General features: G+C 56.0%; 22 protein-coding genes. 5 read left to right on the forward strand and 17 right to left on the reverse strand.

What is annotated here, in order from left to right; translation table 11 throughout:
- The first annotated feature begins 37 nt into the window (after positions 1-37).
- Both B4A77_RS10140 and B4A77_RS10145 read left to right on the forward strand, forming a co-directional pair.
- Positions 38-1120, forward strand: coding sequence for a histidine phosphatase family protein (locus B4A77_RS10140; RefSeq protein WP_290740434.1), 1083 nt, complete (start codon positions 38-40; stop codon positions 1118-1120).
- Positions 1121-1126: 6 nt separating this feature from the next.
- Complete coding sequence (locus tag B4A77_RS10145; RefSeq protein WP_290722890.1) at positions 1127-1312, forward strand: hypothetical protein; 186 nt, start codon at positions 1127-1129, stop codon at positions 1310-1312.
- Between the two features lie 143 nt (positions 1313-1455).
- Here B4A77_RS10145 and B4A77_RS10150 read toward each other — a convergent pair whose 3' ends face one another.
- From B4A77_RS10150 to B4A77_RS10180, 7 genes are all read right to left on the reverse strand, one after another.
- Positions 1456-2505: a hypothetical protein gene (locus tag B4A77_RS10150; protein ID WP_290733991.1), complete on the reverse strand. Its 1050-nt coding sequence runs from the start codon at positions 2503-2505 to the stop codon at positions 1456-1458.
- A gap of 104 nt (positions 2506-2609) precedes the next feature.
- Entirely contained in the window at positions 2610-2966 is a 357-nt protein-coding gene (locus B4A77_RS10155; protein ID WP_173381710.1) for a hypothetical protein, read from the reverse strand.
- Positions 2967-3100: 134 nt separating this feature from the next.
- Entirely contained in the window at positions 3101-4423 is a 1323-nt protein-coding gene (locus B4A77_RS10160) for a glycosyl hydrolase family 5 (RefSeq protein ID WP_290740436.1), read from the reverse strand.
- 24 nt (positions 4424-4447) lie between these two features.
- Complete coding sequence (locus B4A77_RS10165; RefSeq protein WP_290740439.1) at positions 4448-6025, reverse strand: glycosyl hydrolase family 5; 1578 nt, start codon at positions 6023-6025, stop codon at positions 4448-4450.
- A 231-nt stretch (positions 6026-6256) separates the two neighbouring features.
- Positions 6257-7282, reverse strand: a complete 1026-nt coding sequence (purM, locus tag B4A77_RS10170) for a phosphoribosylformylglycinamidine cyclo-ligase (protein ID WP_173381712.1) — start codon at positions 7280-7282, stop codon at positions 6257-6259.
- Between the two features lie 40 nt (positions 7283-7322).
- Positions 7323-8126 (reverse strand): cyclic nucleotide-binding domain-containing protein, encoded by an 804-nt coding sequence (locus tag B4A77_RS10175; RefSeq protein WP_290722903.1) that lies wholly within the window; start codon positions 8124-8126, stop codon positions 7323-7325.
- Positions 8127-8128: 2 nt separating this feature from the next.
- On the reverse strand, positions 8129-9445 hold the full coding sequence (locus B4A77_RS10180; RefSeq protein ID WP_290740442.1) for an ABC transporter substrate-binding protein: 1317 nt from the start codon (positions 9443-9445) through the stop codon (positions 8129-8131).
- Between the two features lie 170 nt (positions 9446-9615).
- Here B4A77_RS10180 and B4A77_RS10185 point away from each other — a divergent pair, with 170 nt between their 5' ends.
- Positions 9616-10473, forward strand: a complete 858-nt coding sequence (locus B4A77_RS10185) for a hypothetical protein (RefSeq protein ID WP_290722907.1) — start codon at positions 9616-9618, stop codon at positions 10471-10473.
- A gap of 55 nt (positions 10474-10528) precedes the next feature.
- On the opposite strand, the gene B4A77_RS10190 is transcribed toward B4A77_RS10185, so the two are convergent.
- Together B4A77_RS10190 and B4A77_RS10195 are read right to left on the reverse strand one after the other, a co-directional pair.
- Complete coding sequence (locus B4A77_RS10190) at positions 10529-11158, reverse strand: NYN domain-containing protein (protein ID WP_173366771.1); 630 nt, start codon at positions 11156-11158, stop codon at positions 10529-10531.
- A 92-nt stretch (positions 11159-11250) separates the two neighbouring features.
- Entirely contained in the window at positions 11251-12186 is a 936-nt protein-coding gene (locus B4A77_RS10195) for a tetratricopeptide repeat protein (RefSeq protein WP_290740444.1), read from the reverse strand.
- Positions 12187-12534: 348 nt separating this feature from the next.
- Between B4A77_RS10195 and B4A77_RS10200 the strand changes: the two genes are divergently transcribed.
- Positions 12535-12774 (forward strand): hypothetical protein, encoded by a 240-nt coding sequence (locus B4A77_RS10200; protein ID WP_290722913.1) that lies wholly within the window; start codon positions 12535-12537, stop codon positions 12772-12774.
- 67 nt (positions 12775-12841) lie between these two features.
- On the opposite strand, the gene B4A77_RS10205 is transcribed toward B4A77_RS10200, so the two are convergent.
- The 8 genes from B4A77_RS10205 to B4A77_RS10240 all read right to left on the reverse strand — a co-directional run bounded on the left by B4A77_RS10205 (position 12842) and on the right by B4A77_RS10240 (position 22100).
- Positions 12842-14662 carry a penicillin-binding protein activator gene (locus B4A77_RS10205; protein WP_290740447.1) on the reverse strand — a complete coding sequence of 607 codons (1821 nt, stop codon included), beginning with the start codon at positions 14660-14662 and terminating at the stop codon, positions 12842-12844.
- Between the two features lie 42 nt (positions 14663-14704).
- Positions 14705-15019, reverse strand: coding sequence for a nucleotidyltransferase domain-containing protein (locus tag B4A77_RS10210; protein WP_173366768.1), 315 nt, complete (start codon positions 15017-15019; stop codon positions 14705-14707).
- A gap of 224 nt (positions 15020-15243) precedes the next feature.
- Complete coding sequence (locus B4A77_RS10215) at positions 15244-16854, reverse strand: FISUMP domain-containing protein (RefSeq protein ID WP_290722922.1); 1611 nt, start codon at positions 16852-16854, stop codon at positions 15244-15246.
- A 25-nt stretch (positions 16855-16879) separates the two neighbouring features.
- Entirely contained in the window at positions 16880-18622 is a 1743-nt protein-coding gene (locus B4A77_RS10220; RefSeq protein ID WP_290740451.1) for a carbohydrate binding domain-containing protein, read from the reverse strand.
- A 5-nt stretch (positions 18623-18627) separates the two neighbouring features.
- Positions 18628-19461 carry a TIGR02147 family protein gene (locus B4A77_RS10225; RefSeq protein WP_290727834.1) on the reverse strand — a complete coding sequence of 278 codons (834 nt, stop codon included), beginning with the start codon at positions 19459-19461 and terminating at the stop codon, positions 18628-18630.
- 186 nt (positions 19462-19647) lie between these two features.
- A complete protein-coding gene (gene lysA, locus B4A77_RS10230) occupies positions 19648-20910 on the reverse strand; it encodes a diaminopimelate decarboxylase (protein WP_290740454.1) in 1263 nt (420 codons plus the stop codon).
- A 177-nt stretch (positions 20911-21087) separates the two neighbouring features.
- Positions 21088-21612: a hypothetical protein gene (locus B4A77_RS10235; RefSeq protein ID WP_290740457.1), complete on the reverse strand. Its 525-nt coding sequence runs from the start codon at positions 21610-21612 to the stop codon at positions 21088-21090.
- Between the two features lie 80 nt (positions 21613-21692).
- Positions 21693-22100 carry a glycogen-binding domain-containing protein gene (locus B4A77_RS10240; protein ID WP_073115016.1) on the reverse strand — a complete coding sequence of 136 codons (408 nt, stop codon included), beginning with the start codon at positions 22098-22100 and terminating at the stop codon, positions 21693-21695.
- Between the two features lie 141 nt (positions 22101-22241).
- Here B4A77_RS10240 and rpe point away from each other — a divergent pair, with 141 nt between their 5' ends.
- Positions 22242-22892 (forward strand): ribulose-phosphate 3-epimerase, encoded by a 651-nt coding sequence (rpe, locus tag B4A77_RS10245; protein ID WP_290740459.1) that lies wholly within the window; start codon positions 22242-22244, stop codon positions 22890-22892.
- Positions 22893-22908 lie beyond the last annotated feature (16 nt).

The following is a 22908-nucleotide window of genomic DNA, read 5'->3' on the forward strand; positions in this document are numbered from 1 at the left end:
AGTAAATACAAGTAGAGATCTACCCGAGAGGTTCCATATGAAACTGTCCTACCTTGCAGCAACCGCATGTCTCGCGCTTTCCCTGTCGGCCTGCGGCGACGATTCGCCGAGCGCCCCGACCACAAGTTCCGACAGCAACCAGCCCCAGAGTTCCACCGCCGTGGAAACATCCTCCACCAGCCAGGATAGCCAGACCGGCTCTTCCGACTCCGCGACGCAGAACCCGACGGAGAGCAGTTCATCGGTTGCACTGCAGCCCGAATCCTCCGCAGCAACCCCCGTCGATCCCTATGCCGTAGGGACGGACGTCGATGAACCTTCTTACAAGACGACCTGCACCGTGAAGCCCCTCGAAACCGGCAATGGCGACGCCGTCTACTGCGACACCACCTACGCGGGTCCCATCTTCTACGATACCGACGAGAGCGCCTACGACCCGACCGCCGCCGATTTCGGTTCCACCTTCGTCAGCATCAACAAGGTTTTCGCCTCCCTGAAAGCCGACGACAAGGTCGTGTTCGTGTTGCGCCATGCCGACAGGCAAGCAAGTTCCGGACGCACCTCCCACCTGACCGACGTGGGCATTTACCAGGCCCGTAGCGTAGGCGAAAAGATTGCATCCGCCGAAGGCGCCTACTACGCCCACTCCGAATACGTCCGCACGCGCGAAACCCTCGAGAACATCGCCGTCGGCCGCGGAGAAACCGAATTTGTCCACGACGCCTACCCCATCCTCAACGGCAGCTGGTACATCAAGGACAACGCGAAATACGACGAATACAAGTCCCAGGGCACCGACATGAACTACATGGTAACCACGGGCTGGGCATACAACGGCGAATACGCCGACGCCTTCTACGACCTGGACGAACGTACCAAGCAGTTTGTCGACGACTTCCTGGTGGGCGTCATCTCGAAAAAGAGCCGCATCAGCGTCGTGTGCTCGCATGACCAGTTCCTCGTCCCGCTCGTGATCTCCATCTCCAACAGGAAAATCGGGCTCCGCTATTTCGAAGACCGCCATTGGATCAACTACCTCGCCGGCATCGCCGTGGTCATCGGCGCCGACGGCAAGCAGACCCTCGTGCCCGTCAAGGGACTCAATAGCGGCACCAACTAAGTCTCCATGAAATTTTTCCGGGCCATATCCGCGTTAGCGGCGCTCCTGTGCCCGGCAGGTTGGCACAAGAACGGTTCCAACCAGCACGGGTTCAGCGCCCAGTACTACGACGCCTTCGAAAACAAGCACGAAGGGCAGGGAAAACACGCTCAGAAAGTGAAGCTCGGGCCCCGACAAGTTCCGAATTCCTAAAAAACGCAAAAAACATGCGGAAAATCACACTTCCGCACCCCGAAAATTATTCATTGCTTACGGAGTTGGCCTTTTGGAGGTCAACTTTGTATTTTATGCCCATGAATTCCCACGAGCTTCACATCGTAAGGCAGATTGTGCTGTTAACCGCCGTGGCCGTCACCCTCGGCTTCCTCTACGGCTAATTCCATAGAGCCGCCCGCGCGACTCAGGTAATCCAGGAAGAGCCTCTGGGCCGGCTGGTCGTACATGACCACGTCGTAGATTTCACCATTGTATGCCGTCCTCGATTCCACGAGGAGCCCCGCCACGGAGCCCTTCTCGGTCGGGAGGAACGCGGGTTTCCCATCGCCGTTGTTCTTGAATTCAAGGTAGCCTTCCGACACATACCAGTCACGGATCGTCTTGTAGTATATCTTCGCGATGTCCCCTTCCGGTTCCAGGAGCGCATTGAGGCGCCGCGCAATCTCGCTCACGGGAACGGCGGTCTCGTCGGCGGGATATTTCGCGAGCTGTTCACCATCCAGATGGAACTTCTGCTTTTCCCTGCGGGCGGGGCGTTCCTTCACGGGAGCATCCCCCGTACGGGCGATGCGTTCGTTCGCGATAGCGACACACTTCTGGATATTGTCGAGGATAAACTGCTGCGCGCGCTGCCAGCACTGCGTGTAGATGTTGTGGTGTCCGCGGAGTTCGGATTCACCCTTCTCGAAGCCGTAGCTTTCGCCGAGGGCCGTCGGCAGGTTCGCTTCCTTGCCGTTTTCCGTCTCCTGGCGCGAAAGGATTCCCTCGTGCACCAGGAAGTTCGCCACGTCGGCATAGGCAAGCGTATTCATGCCCTTCGGCAGCAGTTCGTTCACGTTACGCACCACGCGCGAGATAGAAACAGGGTAGTCGAAAAAACGGTAATGCGAAAGCATCTCGGAATCGATGGCGAGTTCCTTCAGCGAAGGCATCTGCTTTTGCGCACGCGGTACCTGCTGCTTGCGCGGAAGCTCCTGCACCGGGGCCACCTCGTCGTGGTTCAGGCGCTGCTGCAACAGGGAGGCGACGTAGGCAAGGCACTTACAGATGCGCTCCTGGCGGCAGGAATCTCCTTCGGGCAATATCTCGTCCGTCAGCGGATTCACTCCGCAAGAAAGTTTCCGCAGATACATTTCAGCACGCTCGATAATCGCATTTTCCGATGCCATAGTCCTACTCCTCAAAGGTCATAAAAAATCCGGAGACAAAGATAGAAAATCCGTCCCAAAAAAGCCCCGCGCCCGCCTTCCAGCAATGGAGCGTGTCGAGCACGTCACTCAGCAGGCGGCATGATTTCTTCTGGCAAGTCGTAAGCCGAATCAACATTGTCGTCTTTAAACCCGTTAAACATCCACTTGAAAAAGCCTACCGTCCCGCCCAATACGGCGCCCACAACAAAACCGCCGGCAGCGGCAGCAATTCCCCAAAAGGCAAGCTCACCCCATTCTGAATCCGAACCAGTTTCTTCCGCCACGGCCCCGCCCACGCACAAGGCGACAAGGCCCGGACCCGCCAAAGCAGCACCAGTATTCACCCCATAACGAATCATGGGGTTCGGGTTCCTGCTCATGGCGCAACCCACGAGGCTCAAGGCAAGCAATACACAAACAACAGCTTTCAACACTCTCATGTTCCGTAATATAAAGTCAAAGAATCCATTTGCCAATAACTTAATTTACAATTAGTGATAATCCAGCAAAAAACAAGGATAGAATACAGAAAAGCCCCGCGCACGCACGGGACTTTATCCAGAATTTTTCAGGTTTACGGAATTTCGCAACCGGCGCTCGGATTTACCCAGCCCTCTTCCGGGGGAGCCTCGCCCGCCTTCCAGCAATGGAGTGTGTCAAGCACGTCGCCTTTCTTGAAAGTGGACCAGTCCTCAACCTTCCTGTAGTTGTTTTCCAAAGAAGTGTTGTATCGGGTCATGTAATGGTCGATCAAGTACTGCGGGCATTCAACTTCCTCGATGTAGTAGGTCGGATTGTCCGCAGCCATGTACCAGTCAGCAAACCAGTGGCAACCGCGCAACAGGTTCGGGAGGCCGGCGTCAGCGAAAGCAGCGTCGCACATGTCCTTCACGCACGTCTGGTATACAGCGAGGGTCGCGTCGTAACCGAATTTGTTCTGGCATTCGGTCAGGAACCCGCCAAAGCCTGCGCCCCAGTTAAAACCGGTCCCCTTGTTCACCTGGGTAGAGAGCGCGTCAAAGGCACCCACGCCGCCACCCGGCACCATCAAGTCGAACTGGCCTGCAGGCAAATTCGGATTGCCGCCCGCCACATCCATACCGATGTTAGAGGCCATCACGATCATGTGCTTGCCCTTAAGCGCCTTATGGGTTTCCCTGGGCGGGTTGTTTTCCATCTCGTTCGCGAAGTGGCCATCGTACTGCAAGTGATAACACTTGCCACACTTGCTATCGGCAGTGCCCGCAACGTATGCATAGGAAAGAGTATCGTTCACGGCAATCGGCGCCATGTCGGTGCAGGTGAACACGCCCTTTTCCTTTTCGTCGCCGCAGGCGCTTCTTGTACCTTCGTAACTGCGCCAAGCCTTTGACACGTTACCCACGGTAAAGGTAGGGACTTCGACATCGTGAATGTTGCAGTTGCGCGCAGTGGCAAATTCGGCAAGGTACGCCTCGTCAGAAGAAGTATCGGCACGAGTCTTGTCGCTCGAACTTTCCTTAAGCCAGGAACAGTGCGGCTTGCAGGCGTCCCAGTAGCGGGTATTCCAGCCGCGTTTTGCCGTAGCGCTGATGTCCTTAGTGTATTCGGCCGGAGGAGGGCCGTAAGATTCTAGAGTCGGGAAACCGTTCGCGTCAAGTTCCGGTTCCGTATTTGCGGAACTGCTGGAACCTTCAGGAGCCACTCCGGCACTGGAACCCGGAATAACCGTACCGCTCGAGCCGAAATTCACGGAGCCACTGGAATTCGGGCCGACAACCGCACTGGACGTCGGGTCGATTACCGCGCTCGAGAAGCCGGGCTGCTGATTATCCGGAGACGACGGATCGTCTCCGCAAGCGCAAACCATGGCGACCGCACCGGCCACAAGCATCGACTTGAACAGCTTACGTTTCATAGCACCTCTTTACGGAGCGAAAGACTAGTAGGTCTTGGCCTTGTCTGCAGCCAGCTGGTCGGGGTCGCAGTATTCGCCCTGTGCATTCGGGGTCTTGCTGCAGGCGTCCGTCGTGATAAGGTCTCCGCCCTTGTATTTGGACCAGTCGGACTGGTACAGAATATTGGTCTCGATGGAAGTGCTGATGGTCGTTTCGTACTTGTCGACCAGGTACTGCGGGCATTCCACCTCTTCCCACTGGTAGGTCGGGTTGTCGGCAGACATAAACCAGTCGGCAAACCAGTGGCAGCCGCGGAGCAGGTTCGGATACTTGGAGTCGCCAAAGGCAGCGTCGCACATTTCCTTGACGCAGGTCTGGTAGCAATCCAGCGTTCCATCATAACCGCACTTGTTGTTGTTCTGGCAATATGTCAGGAAGCCGCCGTAAGTAGCGCCCCATTCAATGCCGGGCTTGGTAATCTGAAGCTGCAAGGCATTGAAGATACCCGGACCACCGCCCGGAACCATGAGGTCGAACTGGCCAGGCTTCACGTCGTGGCCGATGTTGGACGCCATGACAATGATATGCTTGCCCTTGAGCGCCTTGTGGGTCGCCTTGGGTGCATTGTTGCCATCCGCATCCTTGAAGCTTCCGTCATACTGCAGGTGGAAGCACTTGCCGCACGAGGTTGTAGCATCGCTGCCAGCAACGAAGGCGTATGCCAGGGTGTCGTTCACGGCTACAGGAGCCATATCGGTACAGGTGAAACCGCCACCAGATGCGGGATCCGCTTCCTGGCACGCATTCGGAGTATTCTGGATATCGATCCAGTAACGTTCCAGGCCCTTGCTGTAAGTGAACGTGGGGATTTCAATGTCGTTAATGTTGCAGACGCGGGCCGTGTAGTGGCTAGCTGCGTATTCTTCCTGGGTATCATTTTTTGGCGTGCCTTCTTTACCACCCATATTGGTCTGGGAGCAGTGGGGCTTGCAGGCATCCCAGTAGCGGGTATTCCAGCCGCTGGTACCGTTACCGAGAATGTTCTTGAGCGTGGGCACAGGATAGTTCTTAATATCCTCTTCGGGATTGCCAATCGGCTTGTACGGTTCCTCGCTGCTGGAACTCTCGGCCTCGGCGCTCGAGTTCGGGTTCACGGACGCACTGGAACCGGGATTCACGGCAGCGCTCGAATTCGGGTCAACAATCCCCGCACTGGAACCGGGGAGCATGGCGTCGCTCGAGTTCGGGCCAATGACTCCGGCGCTCGAGTTCGGGTTGACAGCGTCCGCACTGGAACCGACCGGCTGCACCTGGCAAACCTGGAGCGCACCGACATCGACACCCGTAGCAATCTGCCCACCGTCAACGCCAACGACATTGCCATCGACAAACTGCGCGACGACATTCCCGGCAGCATCGGTCACCCTGCCGTCCGGATAAATCAAGTAAGCCTTGTCCGCATTGAAAAGCCATGCATCGGAAAGAACCGTGACATTTGCACACGGGTCGTTCGAAGTCGAAGATGTCGGGCCGGGAGCCGGGCCTGCAGGGTCGTCACCACATGCCGAAAAAACAGCGGCGACACCCATCGCCACCACAACGTTCAAAACCTTCTTTTTCATAGGTCTCCTTTTCACTTTTGACTTTAAAAATATATTTATGGCACCGCTCATGCACGAAAAAAAGTTATTTGGAACATATTAATGTTCCCAAACTGTGCCCGAACGTGTCACAACTCACACATTTGCGCGACTTTTCGCCACAAAAAAAGACCCTCGCCTTCGCGAGGGTGACGATATAAAATATCGAGGGTGACGATTTAGAATCGTGAGAGCGACGATGCAGAAGCGCGATTAGTCGCGGAACTTCACCTGCTTGGTGCCGGCAACGACTTCACCGATCTGCGTCCACTTCTCGCCCTTGGCTTCGAGGTGTGCAACGACTTCGGCCTTGTCTGCCGGGTCGATGAAGATGAGCATGCCCATACCCATGTTGAAGGTATTGTACATCTCGTCCTTCTCCACAGAGCCGGCCTGCTGGATGAGTTTGAAGATCATCGGCGGGTCCCACGTGGTGCGGTCGATAATCACGTCGACGTTGTCCGGGAGGATGCGCGGGATGTTGCCCTGGTAGCCCGAACCCGTGATATGGGCGAGGCCCTGGATAATCTTCTTGTTGCAGAGGTCGATGAGACTCGGGTAGTAACTCCTGTGCGGCATCGCGAGCGCTTCGCCGATGGACTTGTCCATGCCGTCGACCATGGTGTCGACCTTGTAGCCTGCCACGTCGAAGAGCACCTTGCGGGCGAGCGAGTAACCGTTGGTGTGGAGACCGGTGGAAGGCAGGCCGAGGATGATAGTACCCGGCTTGATTTTCTTGCCGTCAATGATGTTCTCGCGTTCCACGACACCCACGATGGTGCCGGAAATGTCGTAGTCGCCCGGACCGTAGAAGCCCGGCATTTCGGCAGTCTCGCCGCCGATGAGTACGAGGTCGTTCTCGCGGCAGGCCTTGGCCATACCGGCAACAAGCTTGTCCATGACACCCGGTTCCAGGCGGCCCGTAGCCACGTAGTCCAAGAAGAACAGCGGACGTGCACCCTGCACGAGGATATCGTCGCAGCAGTGGTTCACGATGTCCTGGCCCGGCAGTTCGTGCGTACCCATCTCGATATCGACCTTGAGCTTCGTGCCCACGCCGTCGACGGAACTCACAAGGACAGGGTCCTTCATGCCGAGGTGATTGAGCGTGAAGAGGCCGCCGAAATTGCCGACGTCGCCCAGAACGCCCTGGTTGAATGTAGTACGTACGGATTTCTTGACACCGACCATCGCCTCGTCGGCCCTGGCCAGAGAAACTCCTGCGTCTGCGTAATTCATCTTTTTTCCTTTGCCCTAGAGTCGGGCATTTTGTTTTGCCCTATTTACGGGCACCTTGTTTTTCATCAATATTTCTGAGCGCATCCAGAATGAGGCTCGTGGTATCGGCCATCTGGTTGATGTTCGTCGTCTCGGGCATCAGGTGCGTATCGAGCTTGTACATGGAGTCGTCGCCCCACGCAAGGATTTCCTCAAGCGCATCCGGCCCTGCCAGTTTGCCGCACTTGGCACAGCAGATGCGGCCGTCCTGGAACGCGACAAAGCCCTTGCCCTGTCCGGATTCACAAATCACCGTACCCGTGATGCGGCTCTTTTCCATGGTCTGCGCGAAATCGATAAACGGGAGCACCTTGCCCGATGCAAGGAGCGAGAGGCGCTGGAACTCGTCGAACGCCTTGTTCTTCGCGCGGAGGCTGTCGCACACCACCTTGTACAAAAACACCATGATGTTCGGGTTCTTGTCGAGGAACTTCACGAATTCGGCCTTCGGGATGTGGAGTACCGTGCAGCCGTCCTCGGCCGCGATAATCGTATTGCTCGTAAGCTCGTTGCAGAGGATGGACATCTCGGCGAAGCATGCGCCGCTCTCGATGTAGGCGAGCACGCTGTAGTGCCCATCGGGCAGAATCTGTCCGCACACCTCGGCGCGCCCACTCTGCATCACGCAGAAGGACTGTCCTTCCACGCCGCCCTGGATAATGATTTCGCCAGCGTCATATTCGCGAATCTGGGCATTCAAAAGTAAAAAGTCGGCACATTCACGCGGCACCTGCTGCAAGAACGGAACCCGCGCCTCGTAGCTGGAAGCAATCCAACCGCCAATACCTGTAGGAGTCTTCATCATAATCAAAAATTATAAATATTTCTATACCACTTGTAAGTGGTGTCCACCGAATTTATGTTCTTTGGGGCCGGAATGTCGGGGTAAAAGCACCTCGCCATGTTCCACAGGAGCTCCACCGGGCGCGTCGGGGCGCTTTCGAAGAAGTCGTTGCCGCCGCCCGGCCCCCTGCGGGCGTCGTTCTGGAACACCTTCCTGTTCCTGAACGCTCGGATCTTCTTGATCCGGGGTTCGGCGGCGAGCATCTCCTTGGGCGAGGAGAACATCCCGGGGTTCACCCACACGTCGGCGCTGTCCGCGACGGCAAGCACCTTCTCGAGCGGGAGGCGCAATTCGCTGCCCGCCTCGGAATCCCACAGGTAGCAGCCGCCCGCGTCCCTGATGAGCCGCGCCGTGTAGCTGTCCGCGCCCGGGGCATGCCACACGCCGCCGTAAGCCATGCCCGCAAGCACGCGCACGCAGCGCTTCGCTCCCGGAGCCTTCGCGGCCTTCTTCCTCGATGCGGGAAGCGTATCGGGCGATACCTTGACATCCCCCATCCGTCCCAGGAACTGCATTATCTCGAAAGTCTCCATGAGGTAGCCCACGCGGATATCGCCAAAGAGCGAAAGTCCCGATTTGCTGCGGTCGTCCAGGTCAAAGAGCTTGACGAACAAGTTAATCCATTCCGCCTTGGCCACCGGATCGGACTCCTGCCATTCGGAAGTGAGCATCAGCGGGAGCCCGAGGGCACCGAGCCTCTCGTAGTCGTCGTTGCTGCCGCCCGTAGCAAAAGTCATCACCAGGTCGGGCTCAAGCGCCACCACCTTCTCGAGCGAAATCGAGGGGCCGTTCCCGACCTCGGCCACCGCACCGGAAGCCACGCGGGCATGCAGGGCGCTGTCCGCAACATAATCGCCTTCGCCCACGGCCACAATGCGGTCGGCAGCGCCAAGGCGGACAAGGTAACCGATATGCGTCGAGGAGAGGGCCACCACCTTCCGGATAGGCAGCCGCAAGACGGTCGCGTCCGTCCACCCCACGGGGAAGCGGCGCCTGTGCAAGTCGGAACCGTCGCCCGCGGCCTCGGCGGAATCGAGCATCACGAAACGCTTCACGACGGTGTCGCGGCCGACAATGGCACGGATTTCCGTCACGTCGACGCCGCAGAGCCTTCCCATCCGCAACAGGCGGCTCATCGAGTTGAAATACTCCGGAGCCTCCGCGCAGGCCTGCGGCAGGGGCCTCGGCTGCGGAACCGGTGCCGCCTGGGCATCGCCTTCGGCAGCACCCCGATCGCCATCACGTTCGCCGGTCCCACAACCCGCGAGCGCGGCGCTCAAAACCAGAAGTCCGAGGCAAAAAAAACGGGGGAAGCCCAACCGGCACCCCAGGAACGAGCAAAAAAATGCACGTAAATCGTTGATTTTTAACATCTTATGAAAATTTTCCCTGCACATTCGCCAAAGATAATGTATTTTATAACTCGGAATTTCCTTTTTAGGAGTCTTGTATGAAGACAAAGATAGTTTACTTGGTCGCCCTCCTGTGCGCCCTTACATTTTCAACAAGCGCATTCGCAGATGCCGAAACCGGTTTCTACGAAAAGGACCACATCCGTGGATTCATCTCCATCGGCGGTGACTACCGCGGCATGCTGGACGCATTCCAGAAATACGTGAACTCGACAGCCTTCTGGAACGACGGCCACGAGCTCAAGGCCAACGACTCGGCCACCACGACGGAACACTTCTCCGGCACGTTCTCGTATCCGCAATTCGACGACTGGTACATCGGGCTGCACGTGAACATCGGCGCCCAGTACAAGCAGTTCCTCACCTGGTTCAACATCAACTTCATGCCGACCCAGATTTCCGAGAAGTCCTCCGACACCTACACCGTCTCTTCCGAAAGCGGCAATAGCGCGAAAATGCCCCTCTTCGACGTCAAGTGGTTCACCTACGGCGCCGACTGGATGTTCGGCTGGAAGCTCTTCGGCGAGAACACCTTCATCAACCTGATTCCCTCGGTCGGCTTCGGCTTCAACCTCATCAACTTCCACATGGCCTCCATCTTCGACATCAAGGACCAGTCCAGTTCCAACGTGGTAAAGATGCGCGACCGCTACTACAGCACCATGGCGCTCTCCCTTGCCGCCGAACTCGAGTTCCGCCTGGAATTCGGCCCCTTCGGCATCGGCATCTACGGCGGCTACCGCTACATCGACTATAACGAGCTCGAAGTCGAAGGCAAGAGACTCACGAACTACGCCTACGACACTGACAACTGCGGCGACACCTGGTTTGTCGGTCTCCGCCTCACCTGGACGTTCATGAGCGACTGGGAACGCAAGCAGGCAGACAAGCTCTAATCCCCCGAGCACGATTTTACAAACAAACTAAAGCCCCGCGGATTGCGGGGCTTTTTTATGGCACAATCACACGGCTACCGAACAGGCATCCCGGAGCCGCATAATAGGGAGCGTTCCGTTCCGCCACCCGGTCCATCGTCACGTAGTAGGTGCTCGTTTCCATGAGCCCGGAATCCGTCTTCCAGCGGACGATGCGGTCATCCTTCGGATACGAAAAATTCCAGCCCAGGAGCAGCGTGGGGATGCCCCTCATCTGCAGGCGGTCGGGCAGCTGTGCGAACTCCCCCTGCGTACTGAGCAGCACGGCGGCATCCATCCTGCCGTAGTCCGCAAAGAGAAGGGCATCGTTGAAAAGCCCCATGTTCGGCCCGAGGCCGTCCATCACACGCTCGTTGAAATGCACCTGGAACCCCACGTGCCGGAGTTCACGCATAAACGACAGCATCCCGTAACTCTTGGCGCACCGTCCCGGATCCTTGTAAGGATGGTAATAGTGGCATTCCATCAGCGCGTAGCTCTCCTGCGGCGAAAACAGGCGCACGGCCTCGCGGCGCGCCCAGTTCTTGAGCGAACGGAAATCGATACGCGAATGGAAAGGATGGTAGAACCTGTAGAACTCGTTCACCTTCTTGAGGGTATATCCATCGACAAAGAAAAAAGGACGGAACGGCCTCTTGCGCGTCATGTATTTTCTCCATTTTTAGGGTTTCTATTCCTAAAAACGGAGATACCCCCCGAAACAAGCCGTAAAAAGTTATTTACGCGCCATTTTTTACATTAGAGCAGGTCGCGCGACTCGAGATCGTCGACCAGCGAGGCGGGCATCCAGCCGCGCCACTTTGCGAAATCCGGATCCGAAAGTTCCTTGCGCCACGCATCCATCTTCTGCCTGTCGCCCTGGTCGGCATAGATGCGTACGAGGTTCATCACGGCGCACCAGTAGCGGATGGACTTGCCTGTCCGCGACCTGTAATCCGCGGCGCTCTTCTCGTAGATGGCGGCGGCTTCCTTGTAGCGGCGGAGCTTGTAGAGCATGTCGGCCTTGACCTGCAGGAGCACCGGATGGTTCGGCGCCTTGGAAAGCCCGCGTAGCGAAAGCTTGAGCCCCGCGTTGAAATCGCCCTTGTCGTAATACATCCACACGAGCGAGGTGAGGAACAACGGCCAGAACCGCTTCGAGGATGACGACGCGGAATCGAGAACGGCGAGGTATTCGCCGCGGCGGTCAGACTTGAAGGGGACCCAGCTGAAACTCTTGTCCACGTAGTAGGCGTAGATGGCGTAGAACGCGCGAGCTTCGAGCTCCGCGGATTCCTCGAAAAGCTTTGCGGCCGAACGCGTCGTCATGGCGCCCTTCACGGAATGTCCCGTCTCGTTCTGCACGTAGCCAATCTCGAACTTGCGAAGCGCCTCCCACAGGCCCGACGACGAACATTTCTCGAGGTTCGCGCCCGCACGCTGTAGCGAAAGCGTATCGCCCAGGTCGTCGTAGCGGCTCACAAGCACCACGTTCTCGAGAACACAGCCGACTCCCGCATCCTTCGCGCGCACCTGTCCCGCAAGCGAGAGGGCGCCACCGTAATCCAGGGCCATGGAACGCTCGGTCGCCTTCTCCGCAAGTTCCATGAGCGGAGCGGGGAGCGAAAGCGTGAGGCCATCGGCAAGGGCGGATACCGCAAGGAAAGCGGCTACAAGCAGCGGACGCAAGGACATAACACGCCAAAGATACAAAAATCGCATTCCAATGTGGAATATGCGGGAGCCGGAGCCCAATGCGCGCCATGCGCAGATTCCACGGAAAGTGTAATTTATTGACATACAACAGATTACCCCCGACAGCAGCCCGTTACGCCATGGGGCTTCACAGGCAGTTTCTGCCACGGGGCGAATCTTACGATAATCGTATTAAAACGGCAGGAGTGGTCCGGGGGCACAATCAAAATCTATAATAAGAACAGGAATTTCACAAGCTTTCAACATTCGTGCCACCAACTGTCGGACAAGGGGACGAGACCGGTACGAAACGTGAATTAATAATTGCGAAATCGAATGGAGGCAATTATGAGACTCATCCATAAAACATCCGCCATCTCCTTCCGCCTCTTCCACACCGGCTTCCAGACCTTCAAGGACCGCATCAGGGAAGAGCTCAGCACCGTCAGCCGCTTCACCCTCGACTCCGTCATCGACGACGCGAGCCTCTACTCGTATTACCGCAGCGGGGAATCCGCCGAATTCGTGGCGGCGAGCATCGCAGGAACAAACTTCGATTTCGACGACGAATACGCCGACGCAGGGTAATTAAAAAAAAACTTCGGCAATCGAGTCTGCCTCGCGCATACGCAAGCGCATGCGGTCAGCAGCTAATTTATTTCTTCTTGTCGTCCTTCTTCTCTTCCTTCTTGTCGGAAGGGAGCGCCTCTGCGGGAAGGTTGCAGCCGTTCATCACGTAGAACTTGCTCTTGCGGACCGTCACCACCTTGGTGTTGGTGTTCATGCCGCGCACGAACTTGATATCGCCATAGACGCTTTCGAAGGATCCTGCATTATTGATATACTTGGTGAGGCTCTCGACGTTATTCAAAATGCCGGAGAAGACGATCTGCGCGGCATCGTAGCTGAGTCCGCTCACCTTGTCCTCGGCAGGGGCGGTGCCCCACTTTTCCTCGAACGCCTTGGCAAACTTGTCGTAGGCTTCCTTGTTGCTCGAAAGGTCAAGCCCCGGCACGCTGAAGTAGGTGCTGTCCACGAGATGCTTGCCCTGGATCAGGAGCTCCCGGCCATACCAGCCGGACGTCCCGAGCATGGTCCCCTTGATCTTGTTGTAGGCCACCTGGCCCACCATGAGGCCCGCATCGCCAGGGTTTGTCGACGGGATGAACACGCCGGGAATACTCATCGTCGAATCGGCCAGGTACCTGCGACGCTCGTTCGCATTCACGGCATCGAGGTCGGAGGCTCCTCTCGCGATATTCCTGCGGCGGTTTTCCTGCTTGTAGCGGACATCGCGCAGAAGCTTGAACTCGGTCGCGTAATCAGGGCGCCCTTCCTCGTAGCTGCCGAAGGCGACGACGCTTCCGCCACGGCGTTCGACCGCGCGGGTAAAGCTCTGGGACATGGCCGACCCGTAATCGCCCAGCGGGCTCAGGACGGCAAACTCGCGGATGTCGAGGCACTTGGTCGCGAAGTCGGCAATCTTCTGGGCGAGGTTGTCCATGGTGACGTTCACCTGGAAGATGTTCGGACCCATCTTCGCGATGCCGTCGTCGGTAGCCGTCGGGGTAAGCATCGGGATATTCTGGAAGTTGCTGCCGAGCCATGCGGCAACAGTCGCCGCCGGGGCGCTCATGATGGGGCCGATGACGGCGACAATGCTGTCCTGGTTCACGGCCTGCTGCGTGCGCATGAGCGCGATGCCCGCATCGGCATGGGTATCGGCGATCCGGATGCGGACCTTCCCCTGGAGGCCGGCCTGCTCGTGGGCAAGGTAGACGCCCTGCACGGCGGCGGCACCGAATTCCGCAAAGTCACCCGAAAGCGGGGCGAGCACGAGCACCGTGGGCTGGCCGGCACCGAGACCGTCCAGCGACTCGAGACCCTGCTGAGCCGTAGAGCTGAGGTTCTCGGCAACACCGCCGTTCACGACCTTCTTGTACCAGTAGCGGGCGGCACGGTAGCGCTTCGCGTTCTGGCACTCGCGGCCAATCTGGAGCTGCATCCAGCCCACCACGTCCTTGTCCACCGGATACTTTTCGAGGAGCGCCTGCAGCTGGTCGGCGTTCAGGAGGCTTGCCGCAAGCGTCTGGATAGCGACATCCTTGGTGTGGCTACGGGCGGCCGGATTCTTGGAATAGGCGAGGATACGGAGCATGGCCTCGACACCGTCGTAGACGGAGCCCTGCTCGATAAGCACAATAGCACGGGCGAGTTCCATGCGCTCGCGGTATTCCGAGGACACGTGGTATTCGAGGAACCTCGACGCGAGATTGAGGGCTTCGGGGCGCTTGTGTTCGCGCAGGTAGCATTCCGTGAGGATGACGGACGCCTGGGCGCCCTCGTGCTTGCGGAAGCTGGACTTCGAAACTTTCTGGAGGAGAGGAACGGCTTCGGCGCACTTGCCCTCGCCGACAAGCGCCTTGGCCTTCGCGACTTCGCCCTGCGCGAAAGCCGACGCACAGAGGGATGCCACCAGGAAAAATGGAATTAGACGATTCATCGTAACCTTACCGCGCTAGTCCTCGGCGGCAGCCTGAACCACGTCGTGCTCTTTCTTGATCTGTTTCTGCATGGATTCCGGAAGCTTGACCCAGTCGATGACATCGACCCGGAAGGGGAGCCCGCTTTCGGCGAACGCCTTCTCCACGGCAGTCATGGCCTCGAAGGAAAGGGGCCTCTCGGCGATGACCGCGAGGTCGAGTTCCGTTTCGGGAGTCAAGTCAACCCCCGTGAGGCGGGGGCCGTACGCCCAGACTTCCAGCCCCTCGAAGTGGAGGGAGAGGATGCGCTGGACGGTTTCCAGTTGTTCTGTTTCTAAGCAAAGTGCCATAGTGCGCCAAATATAGTTAAATGGGGGCGGTCAAAACTGGCACGGAAGTTGGCATGCGTGCCAAAAACGGCGAAGATTAAGACGTGATGTAAATCACATATTTTTGCAGAGCATATTGCGAAATTCGCCCAAAAACGGCAAATAAGCATGGCAATACGCACTTTTTTGCGGAAAAATGTTTTTTTGCGCAAAAAACGGAGCCTTCCCTGTATATGGGAGCAATCCTAGTCCATGACGCAGCGGACGCTGTTATATGTATATGTCAGAGCGGAATTATATAATACAGCATCACTAGATGATTCTATCTCAAACGTATTAGAGCCAGGTTCATTTAAGCCATCCTCATCCATCATATAGAAATCTTCACCACGAACCCAGAACGTAGCACGAGATCCAATATCATCATACTTTTCTTGTGCATATGACCCAGCAGGAAGCACTCTGAAGGAATAGTCATCCGTCCCGTTTTTATTCTGTTCCCAGTGATCAACACTCTTCAATCTTTTCCCCGCTATGGAGTCCCCGCCAACCGTTTTCGCCAGTGCTCTAAACTCATCCAGATCCGGCAAATGCCAACCCGTAGGACATACCTCCATCGCATCACTCCATTCATAGAGCCTTCCATACAAATTAGTTTCTGAATCCTGCGCATACGCAACGCCCCAAACGCTATCCTTACTGGGACCGGCATACCTCATATTCTCCGCCATCCACCTCTGGTTCCCAATTTTCACAACCCGATACTTATTCTGATCCCTCGGGTCAATGAAAGTCTCCGTAGAATTTTTCGCTTCCGCCATGGCCTTTTCCTCGGCAACGCGAGTCTTTTCCGCTGCCATGCGCTTTCTTTCTGCCTTGACGGCCTCTCCGGAGCCATCCGTATCTTTAATGCAACGAACGCTATACGCAGAAAATTCTTTATAGAACCAATTTAAAGCCGCATCCTCGCGATCATACGTCATCGCTACACAATATACCTGAGCGCTATCATATTCCGTCGAGCTCCAGAATGTCGTTCTGGTCATCCCGCCTTCAAATCTACCTAACGACGCTTCCCCAGCAGGCAAAGCATTGAACGAGAAAATATCATATGACTTTGGTTCGTTCTTCCATCCGAAACCCCAACCTGAAGCGGCCTTAAGTACAGTCCCTGCTATGGAATCGCCACCCACCACATTGATCAAGGTTTCAAAATCACTTTTCGAGGGCAGGCGCCACCCTTCAGGGCACGCATACATAGCAGCATCCCATGTATACAGGCGTCCATTTTTCTGACATTCACTTGGATTGTTTTCATCACAATAGCTTTCTTCCATTTCGTAATTCAGATTTTCCGCCATCCATTCTTGATCACCGATAATCACCGTTTTGTATTCTTTCTGATCCCTAGAATCAGTAAAGCTCTTACGAATCGAGCATGGTATTTTTATCGGATCATAGGATGAATTATTGGCATAGATATAATTCAAAAATTCTCCGCAATCATAAGGGTTCTCGCCAATTCCACAATAGGAAACTTCAAAAGAGTCCGTATTTGTGTGTAAAACAAATTGAACTACAACCTTCTGCGGATTATCGCATTGTTTTTTTCGTTCGGCTAGCGGAATAAGCTGTTTACCTGGCCAGCCGCTCGCTTCGACAACTCTCACGCCCTTCTCCGTCTCAAAATACTTCCATTCCACGTTACCGAGGACACTTTCAATAGCCCTACCGATAGTTGTCTGTTCGTAGCCATTCAAGGTGCCATTTTTTACCTTTTCCACTTCCGAATCACAGCCACACAGAAAAGCGGCCAGAGAGAACGCGAAAACTAACTTAAGGGTTCTGTTTTTCATGTTTTGCTCCTTGCATTAAACCCGATTACTTCTCCGGGCAGATGTAACTCTTTTCATCTTCGGCACGAGTTGCATTGGTCCATTCGCCTTCGGTGCAGCAATATCCACTAGGTAGGATTTCATTGCTTTCCAGATACTTGTCGCAGTCCTTCTCATACCAATTGGAACCAAGGCAGATCTGATCTTCCAGAACCTTGCCTTCTGTCCCTTCGTCACCACACCTGGCAGGCTTCCACACCTTATCCGTGCAAAGAACCATCCTCTCGCTAGCGGCAGCTATTTTCATCTCGCCTGATTCACAAGGCTCCTCGAGCTTTTCAGCTTCAAGGTATCCCTTTCTATCTATGCAGCCGATACCCGTAATCTCAATCGAACCCGTTTTCTCGAAATGCCAGGTAAAGTTCGTCACCTGCCCGTTGACCCCTTCGATAGTTTCTTCGCCGCAAACACGGCCCCAACATTCATATTGCAAGTAATCCCAGGGAATATAGACAGTTTTCCACTCATCACTGTCCGTAATATATATGTAGTAGTCGCCATCTTCGCCACCCAAGGGCGATCCCGCAACAAACTTGTGACCGTTCCCCTTGTAGGAGTATTTTATGACTTCGCAATCAGAATAGTCCTCCGGTTCGCCGCGCTCGTTCAGCCAATAGCCCAAACCCGCATAGTCGTAACCTATCTTTTTCCCGATATCAAACGACGCCTTGATGGTATCGCCAGCGTTCCTATACGAAATAGTGGAGACACCTCTGTCCACCGAGTCCGTATAGGCTTTCCAGTCATCATAGATTTTCTTGAGCCAGCGGCCATCCTTGCACCTGAATGTCGCATGCGCAAGTTCGCTCAGGCTGTTCTTGTTATCCCTCAATTCGCCTTCCGTCTTCTTGTCGCAGTCGCCGAGTCCGTAGTTTTCCCACCAGAACTTGTCAACCGACTTCTCGAATTCCGGAATCGTATCGGAGAGTTCCCAGTCCTCCATGTTCTTGCGGATAGAGGCATAGTAATCCCCTTCGCTTCGTGCGCTTGCCCAGTCCGCAACCTTCGTCGCAGTCACGCTATCGTCCCACACGCCGTCATCCTCGATGTCGTATGCGAAATCCGCAAGTCTCTCCGAGAACCCGGCCTCGGAGAGGTCTCCCTGCATGAGGATGCTGATGGCGAGCAAGGCCGCGTTTCCCTTGCCGGACTCGAATATGGACAGGCCCTCGAACCCCTCGATGGATTCATCCGCGACACGGAACGCCTTGAGGATTTCCTGTTCCGCCTGCTTTTTCGCCTCGGCCACGGAGGAACCGTCATCTACCAAGTGCTGCATGCGTTCGTAAGCAAGGTGCGTGAGCAGGTTGATGTTCGCCGTCTCCCTGTCGGATACGTCCACCAGCGCATTGAGCGAGATGGATGCCACTGAATTCTTGCCGCTCACCTCGTTGCGGTAGAAACCGTTTGCCTCCAGCAACACATACTGCGATTCCAGATTGAGATGCGTGAAGCGGAAGTCACCGCGATCGCTCGCAATCTTTCCCGTAAAGGCACGACCGGTCTGCCCCAAGTTATCCACGTTCAGTTCGTAGAGCCTTACCGCAGAACCCTTCACGAAAGGCCCCTTCTCGGACACGCCCGCAATGGTCTTGTCCTCGATGGCAATCTGCGTCTCTTCGGTAGCACCGCCCGTATGCTTGTCTTTATCGTCGGAGGAGCATGCGCACAATCCGAACGCGGTAAACGCAAGGGCAGTGTAACTGGCTATTTCCAAAAACTTCTTCATAAAGTTTAATCCTTCTTCGGCTTCACGCTCCATGTGAGCGGGAAAAGTTGCAAGTTCAGTCGATAGACGCGTTCCATGTCGTCGTCTTCGGTAGCGATGGCGATAATACGCCTTCTAAAATCCGCAAGTTCTTTCACTATCTTCTGGAACGACTTCTGCGTGAGCCCTAGCGTAAGGCCCGAAACGGAGCGCTCGGAAAGCGGCACGTTCTTGATGGCGTCAAGCGCGAAGGCACCCATCTGCAGGTGCATCTGCTGTACCGCGAGGGGCACAAAATCCATCTTGCCCGTAGAAATCGTCTTGTTAGTTTGTTTAAACTTATTCTTGCCGGCCTTTTTCAGGAGCCCCATAGCCGTCAGGTACTCTATAGTCGCAGACACCTGCTTCGCGGTGATTTTCGGCATGCACTGTACCGCCACCTGCTTCGGTTTTTTGCCGGGCATGTGGGGCACCAGCTCCCTGAGCACGGGGTTCAGCCACGACTCGAAATACCCCATGGACTTCTGCCCGAGCACATTGACGCGGTGCGCCTTCGATAGTGCCTGCATCTCGTCGAAATGCTTCTGCCTTATGGCTTCGCGCCTTGCCTGATTGAACGCCACGAGCGACCTGAAATACGCAAGCTCGAAGCCTTCCAGCCCCATGGCCCGCGCAACACGCAATATTCCGGGCCCGCGGAGTCCCGACTTCCCTTCACATACCAGCTTCAGGTAAACCGGCGAGCGGAAGCCCGCAAGTTTCGAGAACTCGCGCCACGTTATCGCCGTGTGCGTTTTCTTGTCGCTGAACCAGTCGCGCATAAAGGCGTGATAGTCCTGGTATGTGATTACGGAATTCATTTACTAGGAATATATACGCTTGCTACGAAAAGCGATGTGACAATAGATACAGAATCGCCAAAAAACAACTAATTTACGACAACATCACAAAAATTTACTTTTTTATGATACAAAAAAGCCTAAAACAAAAGAAAAGTGGAAATTTCCACTTTTCTTTATAAATAATTTTTTCAAAAATTTACAAAACTACAGGTCGATTACCCTGTCGTTCTGGAGCAATTGTTCGAACGTCTGCCTTTCGCGGATGACCTTCAGTTCGCCGTTCGTGTACATGGTCTCGGCGGCGTAGCGGCGGCTGTTGTAGTTGCTGCTCATGGCGGCACCGTAGGCACCAGCATCATGGAGAATCAGCAAGTCGCCGACCTTTGCCTTCGGGAGCTTGCGCGTCACCACGAAGCCACCTTCTTCCTGCGTGAACACGTCACCGGATTCGCAGAGCGGGCCCGCCACCACTGCGTCCACCATCTCGTTCATTTCGCGACCGTCGCGGGCGATGATGGAAATGCCGTGATAACTGCCGTAGAAGCTCGGGCGGACGAGATCGGTAAAGCCCGCGTCAAGCAGGTAGAATAAATTGTCGCCCTGTTTTTTGACGGCGCGGATTTCGGCCATCAGGTAACCGCTTTCGGCCACCAGGTAGCGACCGGGTTCGACTTCCAGGTGAACCTCGTGGCCGATGCTCTGCTGGATGTTCTTGCGGGCCTTGTCCCACAGGTCGTAGTAGGCCTGCATGTCGATGCGGTTGCCCTTGTCTTCTTCGTGATACGGAATCGGGAGGCCGCCCCCTGCACTGATGGTGCGGAGGTGAGAGCCCAGGCGGCGGCTAGCGTCCACCATGGCGTCGCAAACCTGCGAGAGGTGCTCGAAGTCGGAGCCGGAACCGATGTGCATGTGGAGCCCGGTAATCCACATCCCGTTTGCCTGCGCGAGCTTGACGCAGTCCTTGATCTGCTCGTGCCACACGCCGTGCTTGCTGAGCGGGCCACCGGTATTCACCTTGCTTGAATGCCCGTGACCGAAACCCGGATTCACGCGGAGCGTAAGTTCCGACTTCACGCCGAAATCGGCGAGTTGCTGGATCATGTCGGGCGAACCCACGTTCACCGCGATGTCGTACTTCTTCACGAGTTCAAGCGCGTCGCGGTCGAAGATGTCTGCGGTGTAAACAATCTCGGGGGCCTTGCCTTTCTGGACTCCGCCCTTGAAGCCCGCCTTCAACGCGCGGACGATTTCGCCTGCAGAGACGGCATCCACTACGCCGCCGAGCTTGCGCACAAGCGCCACGATGGAGAGGTTCGGGCATGCCTTCTGGGCAAAGCGCACGGTGTCGAAAACCTGAACTTCCTTGACGCGCTTCTCGATGGTGGCGCGGTCATAGAGCCAGAGGGGGGTGCCGTACTGTTCGGCAGCCTTCACGAAAACTTCTTGAGGAATAGAATAATTTGCCATACGGAGAAAATTTAGAAAATGTGTAGTGCGTAATGTGGAATGTTAGTCGAGGGAATGATTGCCTAAAGCCGCAGCCCTCGGGCTGGCTCCGCTGCAAGCTTTACACAAAATGAAAAATGACGAGCGATTTGCCCAGCACATTCCCGAGCGATTGGCCCGGCACATTCCTCACAAGTTCTACAGGCTCATCGCCAGTCTTGCACCCACCGACTTATTGAAAGGATCGACGAGCGGGACAAAATCCACCTTGACATGCTGCGGCTTTGTTCGATACCGCCCCGCCGTATTGCGATACTCCTCCGCCTTCCTGATCCTCATGTCGCTTTTGACGCCGAGACCGATACCTTCAGCAATTCCCAGCACGCCACCTATCAAAAGGATAACGCTCGGAATCCCGACAATGACCACGGCGACACCGCCGCCCTCCAGCGAGCCGCTATGCCCAGTAGACCATATGGTGCCAACACCGCCCACAACACCCATCAGCAAGCCAAAACCGATACTCGACGTAGCCTCGCTCATCAGCGAGTCACCTTCAAGCTGCAGACGTGCCGCCAGCGAGTCGTAGTATACGGCGCTGTCAATAACCACGCTATCCGCAATGGTTACGTTATCCGCAGTGGGGGGTGCAGCAGGTTCGCCCGGCGCAGCAAGGAGGGGCGAACAAAGCGCCAGGAACAATATGGCGATAAGCTTTTTCATATACCATGAATATATGTTATTTGCAAAAAAAAAGGCCCCGGTAACCCGGAGCCTTCCGATAAACGAACAAAAACGCGCGATTAGACGTGCTTGATCTTGTTGTCGCCAGCGTCCCAGTTCTTGCCGTCGCACACGAACTTGTATTCGTAGTCGCCAGCGGCGAGGGAAATCTTCGCGGTCCAGAGGCCAGTCTTCTTGTCCTTCTTGAGCATGTCCTTGTCGACAGCCCAGTTGTTGAAGGAACCGGCGACGGAAACGGTTGTTGCGAGCGGGCAGTCGGCGACGAATTCGACGGCGACCTTCTTCGCGGCGGCGGCCTTCGGAGCGGCCTTCTTTTCGGCGGCCGGCTTGGCAGCAGCCTTCGGGGCAGCCTTCTTGGCGGCGGGCTTTGCACAAGCCTTAGCGCAAGCCTTCTTTTCGGCAGCCGGCTTGGCGGCGGCCTTCTTTGCAGGGGCCTTTGCGACCTTGTTTGCAGTAGTCTTAGCCATGATTTTATCTCCTAATGTTGAGTACGGGCTCAAAGTTAGTAAAAAATAAGTTTCGTGGCTAGGTATAAAATATTATGGTTTATTATCGATTTTCCCGATAGCGGCGCACGCCCAACCAGGCTTTTTTCTACCTTTTCAGGCATGTTGAAGCAAATTATCGCCCCCAGCGTCCTGAACGCAAACTTCCTCGAACTCGGTAACGGCCTCAAGGCCATCGAAAACGGCGGCGCAGGCCTCGTGCACCTCGACATCATGGACGGACACTTCGTGCCGAACATCAGTTTCGGCCCGGGAATTTCGGCCTGCGTGGGCAAGGGCACCAAGCTCCCGCTCGATTGCCACCTGATGATCGAGAATCCCGAGAACTACGTGGGCGAATTTGCGAAGGCGGGTGCCGCCATCATCAGCGTGCACGCCGAAACCACGAACCACCTCGACCGCCTGCTGCACCAGATAAGGGAGCTCGGCGTAAAGCCCGCGGTGGCCATCAACCCGGCGACCCCTCTCGAAAGCATAAAGTACGTGCTCGACATCGTGGACATGGTGCTCATCATGTCGGTGAACCCCGGCTTTGGCGGCCAGAGCCTTATCCCGTACTGCCTCGACAAGATCCGCGAACTGCGCGCCATGAAGCCGGAACTCGATATCCAGATTGACGGCGGCGTGAAGCTCGACAACATTCTCGCCTGCAAGGAAGCGGGTGCGAACGTGTTCGTGGTGGGCTCCGCGATTTTCGGGAAGAGCGACCCCGAGGCGGTGTGCCGCGAGTTCGTGGCGAAGGTCGACGGCTAGGCGCTCCCCATCCAAA

The organism is Fibrobacter sp. UBA3718 (assembly GCF_002371935.1).
Classification (GTDB): Bacteria; Fibrobacterota; Fibrobacteria; order Fibrobacterales; family Fibrobacteraceae; genus Fibrobacter.

Excerpts from the sequence above, each read along its gene's own strand:
- B4A77_RS10140 (WP_290740434.1), top strand. The coding sequence starts at position 38 with ATGAAACTGTCCTACCTTGCAGCAACCGCATGTCTCGCGCTTTCCCTG.
- B4A77_RS10145 (WP_290722890.1), top strand. The coding sequence starts at position 1,127 with ATGAAATTTTTCCGGGCCATATCCGCGTTAGCGGCGCTCCTGTGCCCG.
- B4A77_RS10150 (WP_290733991.1), bottom strand. The coding sequence starts at position 2,505 with ATGGCATCGGAAAATGCGATTATCGAGCGTGCTGAAATGTATCTGCGG.
- B4A77_RS10155 (WP_173381710.1), bottom strand. The coding sequence starts at position 2,966 with ATGAGAGTGTTGAAAGCTGTTGTTTGTGTATTGCTTGCCTTGAGCCTC.
- B4A77_RS10160 (WP_290740436.1), bottom strand. The coding sequence starts at position 4,423 with ATGAAACGTAAGCTGTTCAAGTCGATGCTTGTGGCCGGTGCGGTCGCC.
- B4A77_RS10165 (WP_290740439.1), bottom strand. The coding sequence starts at position 6,025 with ATGAAAAAGAAGGTTTTGAACGTTGTGGTGGCGATGGGTGTCGCCGCT.
- purM (WP_173381712.1), bottom strand. The coding sequence starts at position 7,282 with ATGAATTACGCAGACGCAGGAGTTTCTCTGGCCAGGGCCGACGAGGCG.
- B4A77_RS10175 (WP_290722903.1), bottom strand. The coding sequence starts at position 8,126 with ATGATGAAGACTCCTACAGGTATTGGCGGTTGGATTGCTTCCAGCTAC.
- B4A77_RS10185 (WP_290722907.1), top strand. The coding sequence starts at position 9,616 with ATGAAGACAAAGATAGTTTACTTGGTCGCCCTCCTGTGCGCCCTTACA.
- B4A77_RS10190 (WP_173366771.1), bottom strand. The coding sequence starts at position 11,158 with ATGACGCGCAAGAGGCCGTTCCGTCCTTTTTTCTTTGTCGATGGATAT.
- B4A77_RS10195 (WP_290740444.1), bottom strand. The coding sequence starts at position 12,186 with ATGTCCTTGCGTCCGCTGCTTGTAGCCGCTTTCCTTGCGGTATCCGCC.
- B4A77_RS10200 (WP_290722913.1), top strand. The coding sequence starts at position 12,535 with ATGAGACTCATCCATAAAACATCCGCCATCTCCTTCCGCCTCTTCCAC.
- B4A77_RS10210 (WP_173366768.1), bottom strand. The coding sequence starts at position 15,019 with ATGGCACTTTGCTTAGAAACAGAACAACTGGAAACCGTCCAGCGCATC.
- B4A77_RS10215 (WP_290722922.1), bottom strand. The coding sequence starts at position 16,854 with ATGAAAAACAGAACCCTTAAGTTAGTTTTCGCGTTCTCTCTGGCCGCT.
- B4A77_RS10220 (WP_290740451.1), bottom strand. The coding sequence starts at position 18,622 with ATGAAGAAGTTTTTGGAAATAGCCAGTTACACTGCCCTTGCGTTTACC.
- B4A77_RS10225 (WP_290727834.1), bottom strand. The coding sequence starts at position 19,461 with ATGAATTCCGTAATCACATACCAGGACTATCACGCCTTTATGCGCGAC.
- lysA (WP_290740454.1), bottom strand. The coding sequence starts at position 20,910 with ATGGCAAATTATTCTATTCCTCAAGAAGTTTTCGTGAAGGCTGCCGAA.
- B4A77_RS10235 (WP_290740457.1), bottom strand. The coding sequence starts at position 21,612 with ATGAAAAAGCTTATCGCCATATTGTTCCTGGCGCTTTGTTCGCCCCTC.
- B4A77_RS10240 (WP_073115016.1), bottom strand. The coding sequence starts at position 22,100 with ATGGCTAAGACTACTGCAAACAAGGTCGCAAAGGCCCCTGCAAAGAAG.
- rpe (WP_290740459.1), top strand. The coding sequence starts at position 22,242 with ATGTTGAAGCAAATTATCGCCCCCAGCGTCCTGAACGCAAACTTCCTC.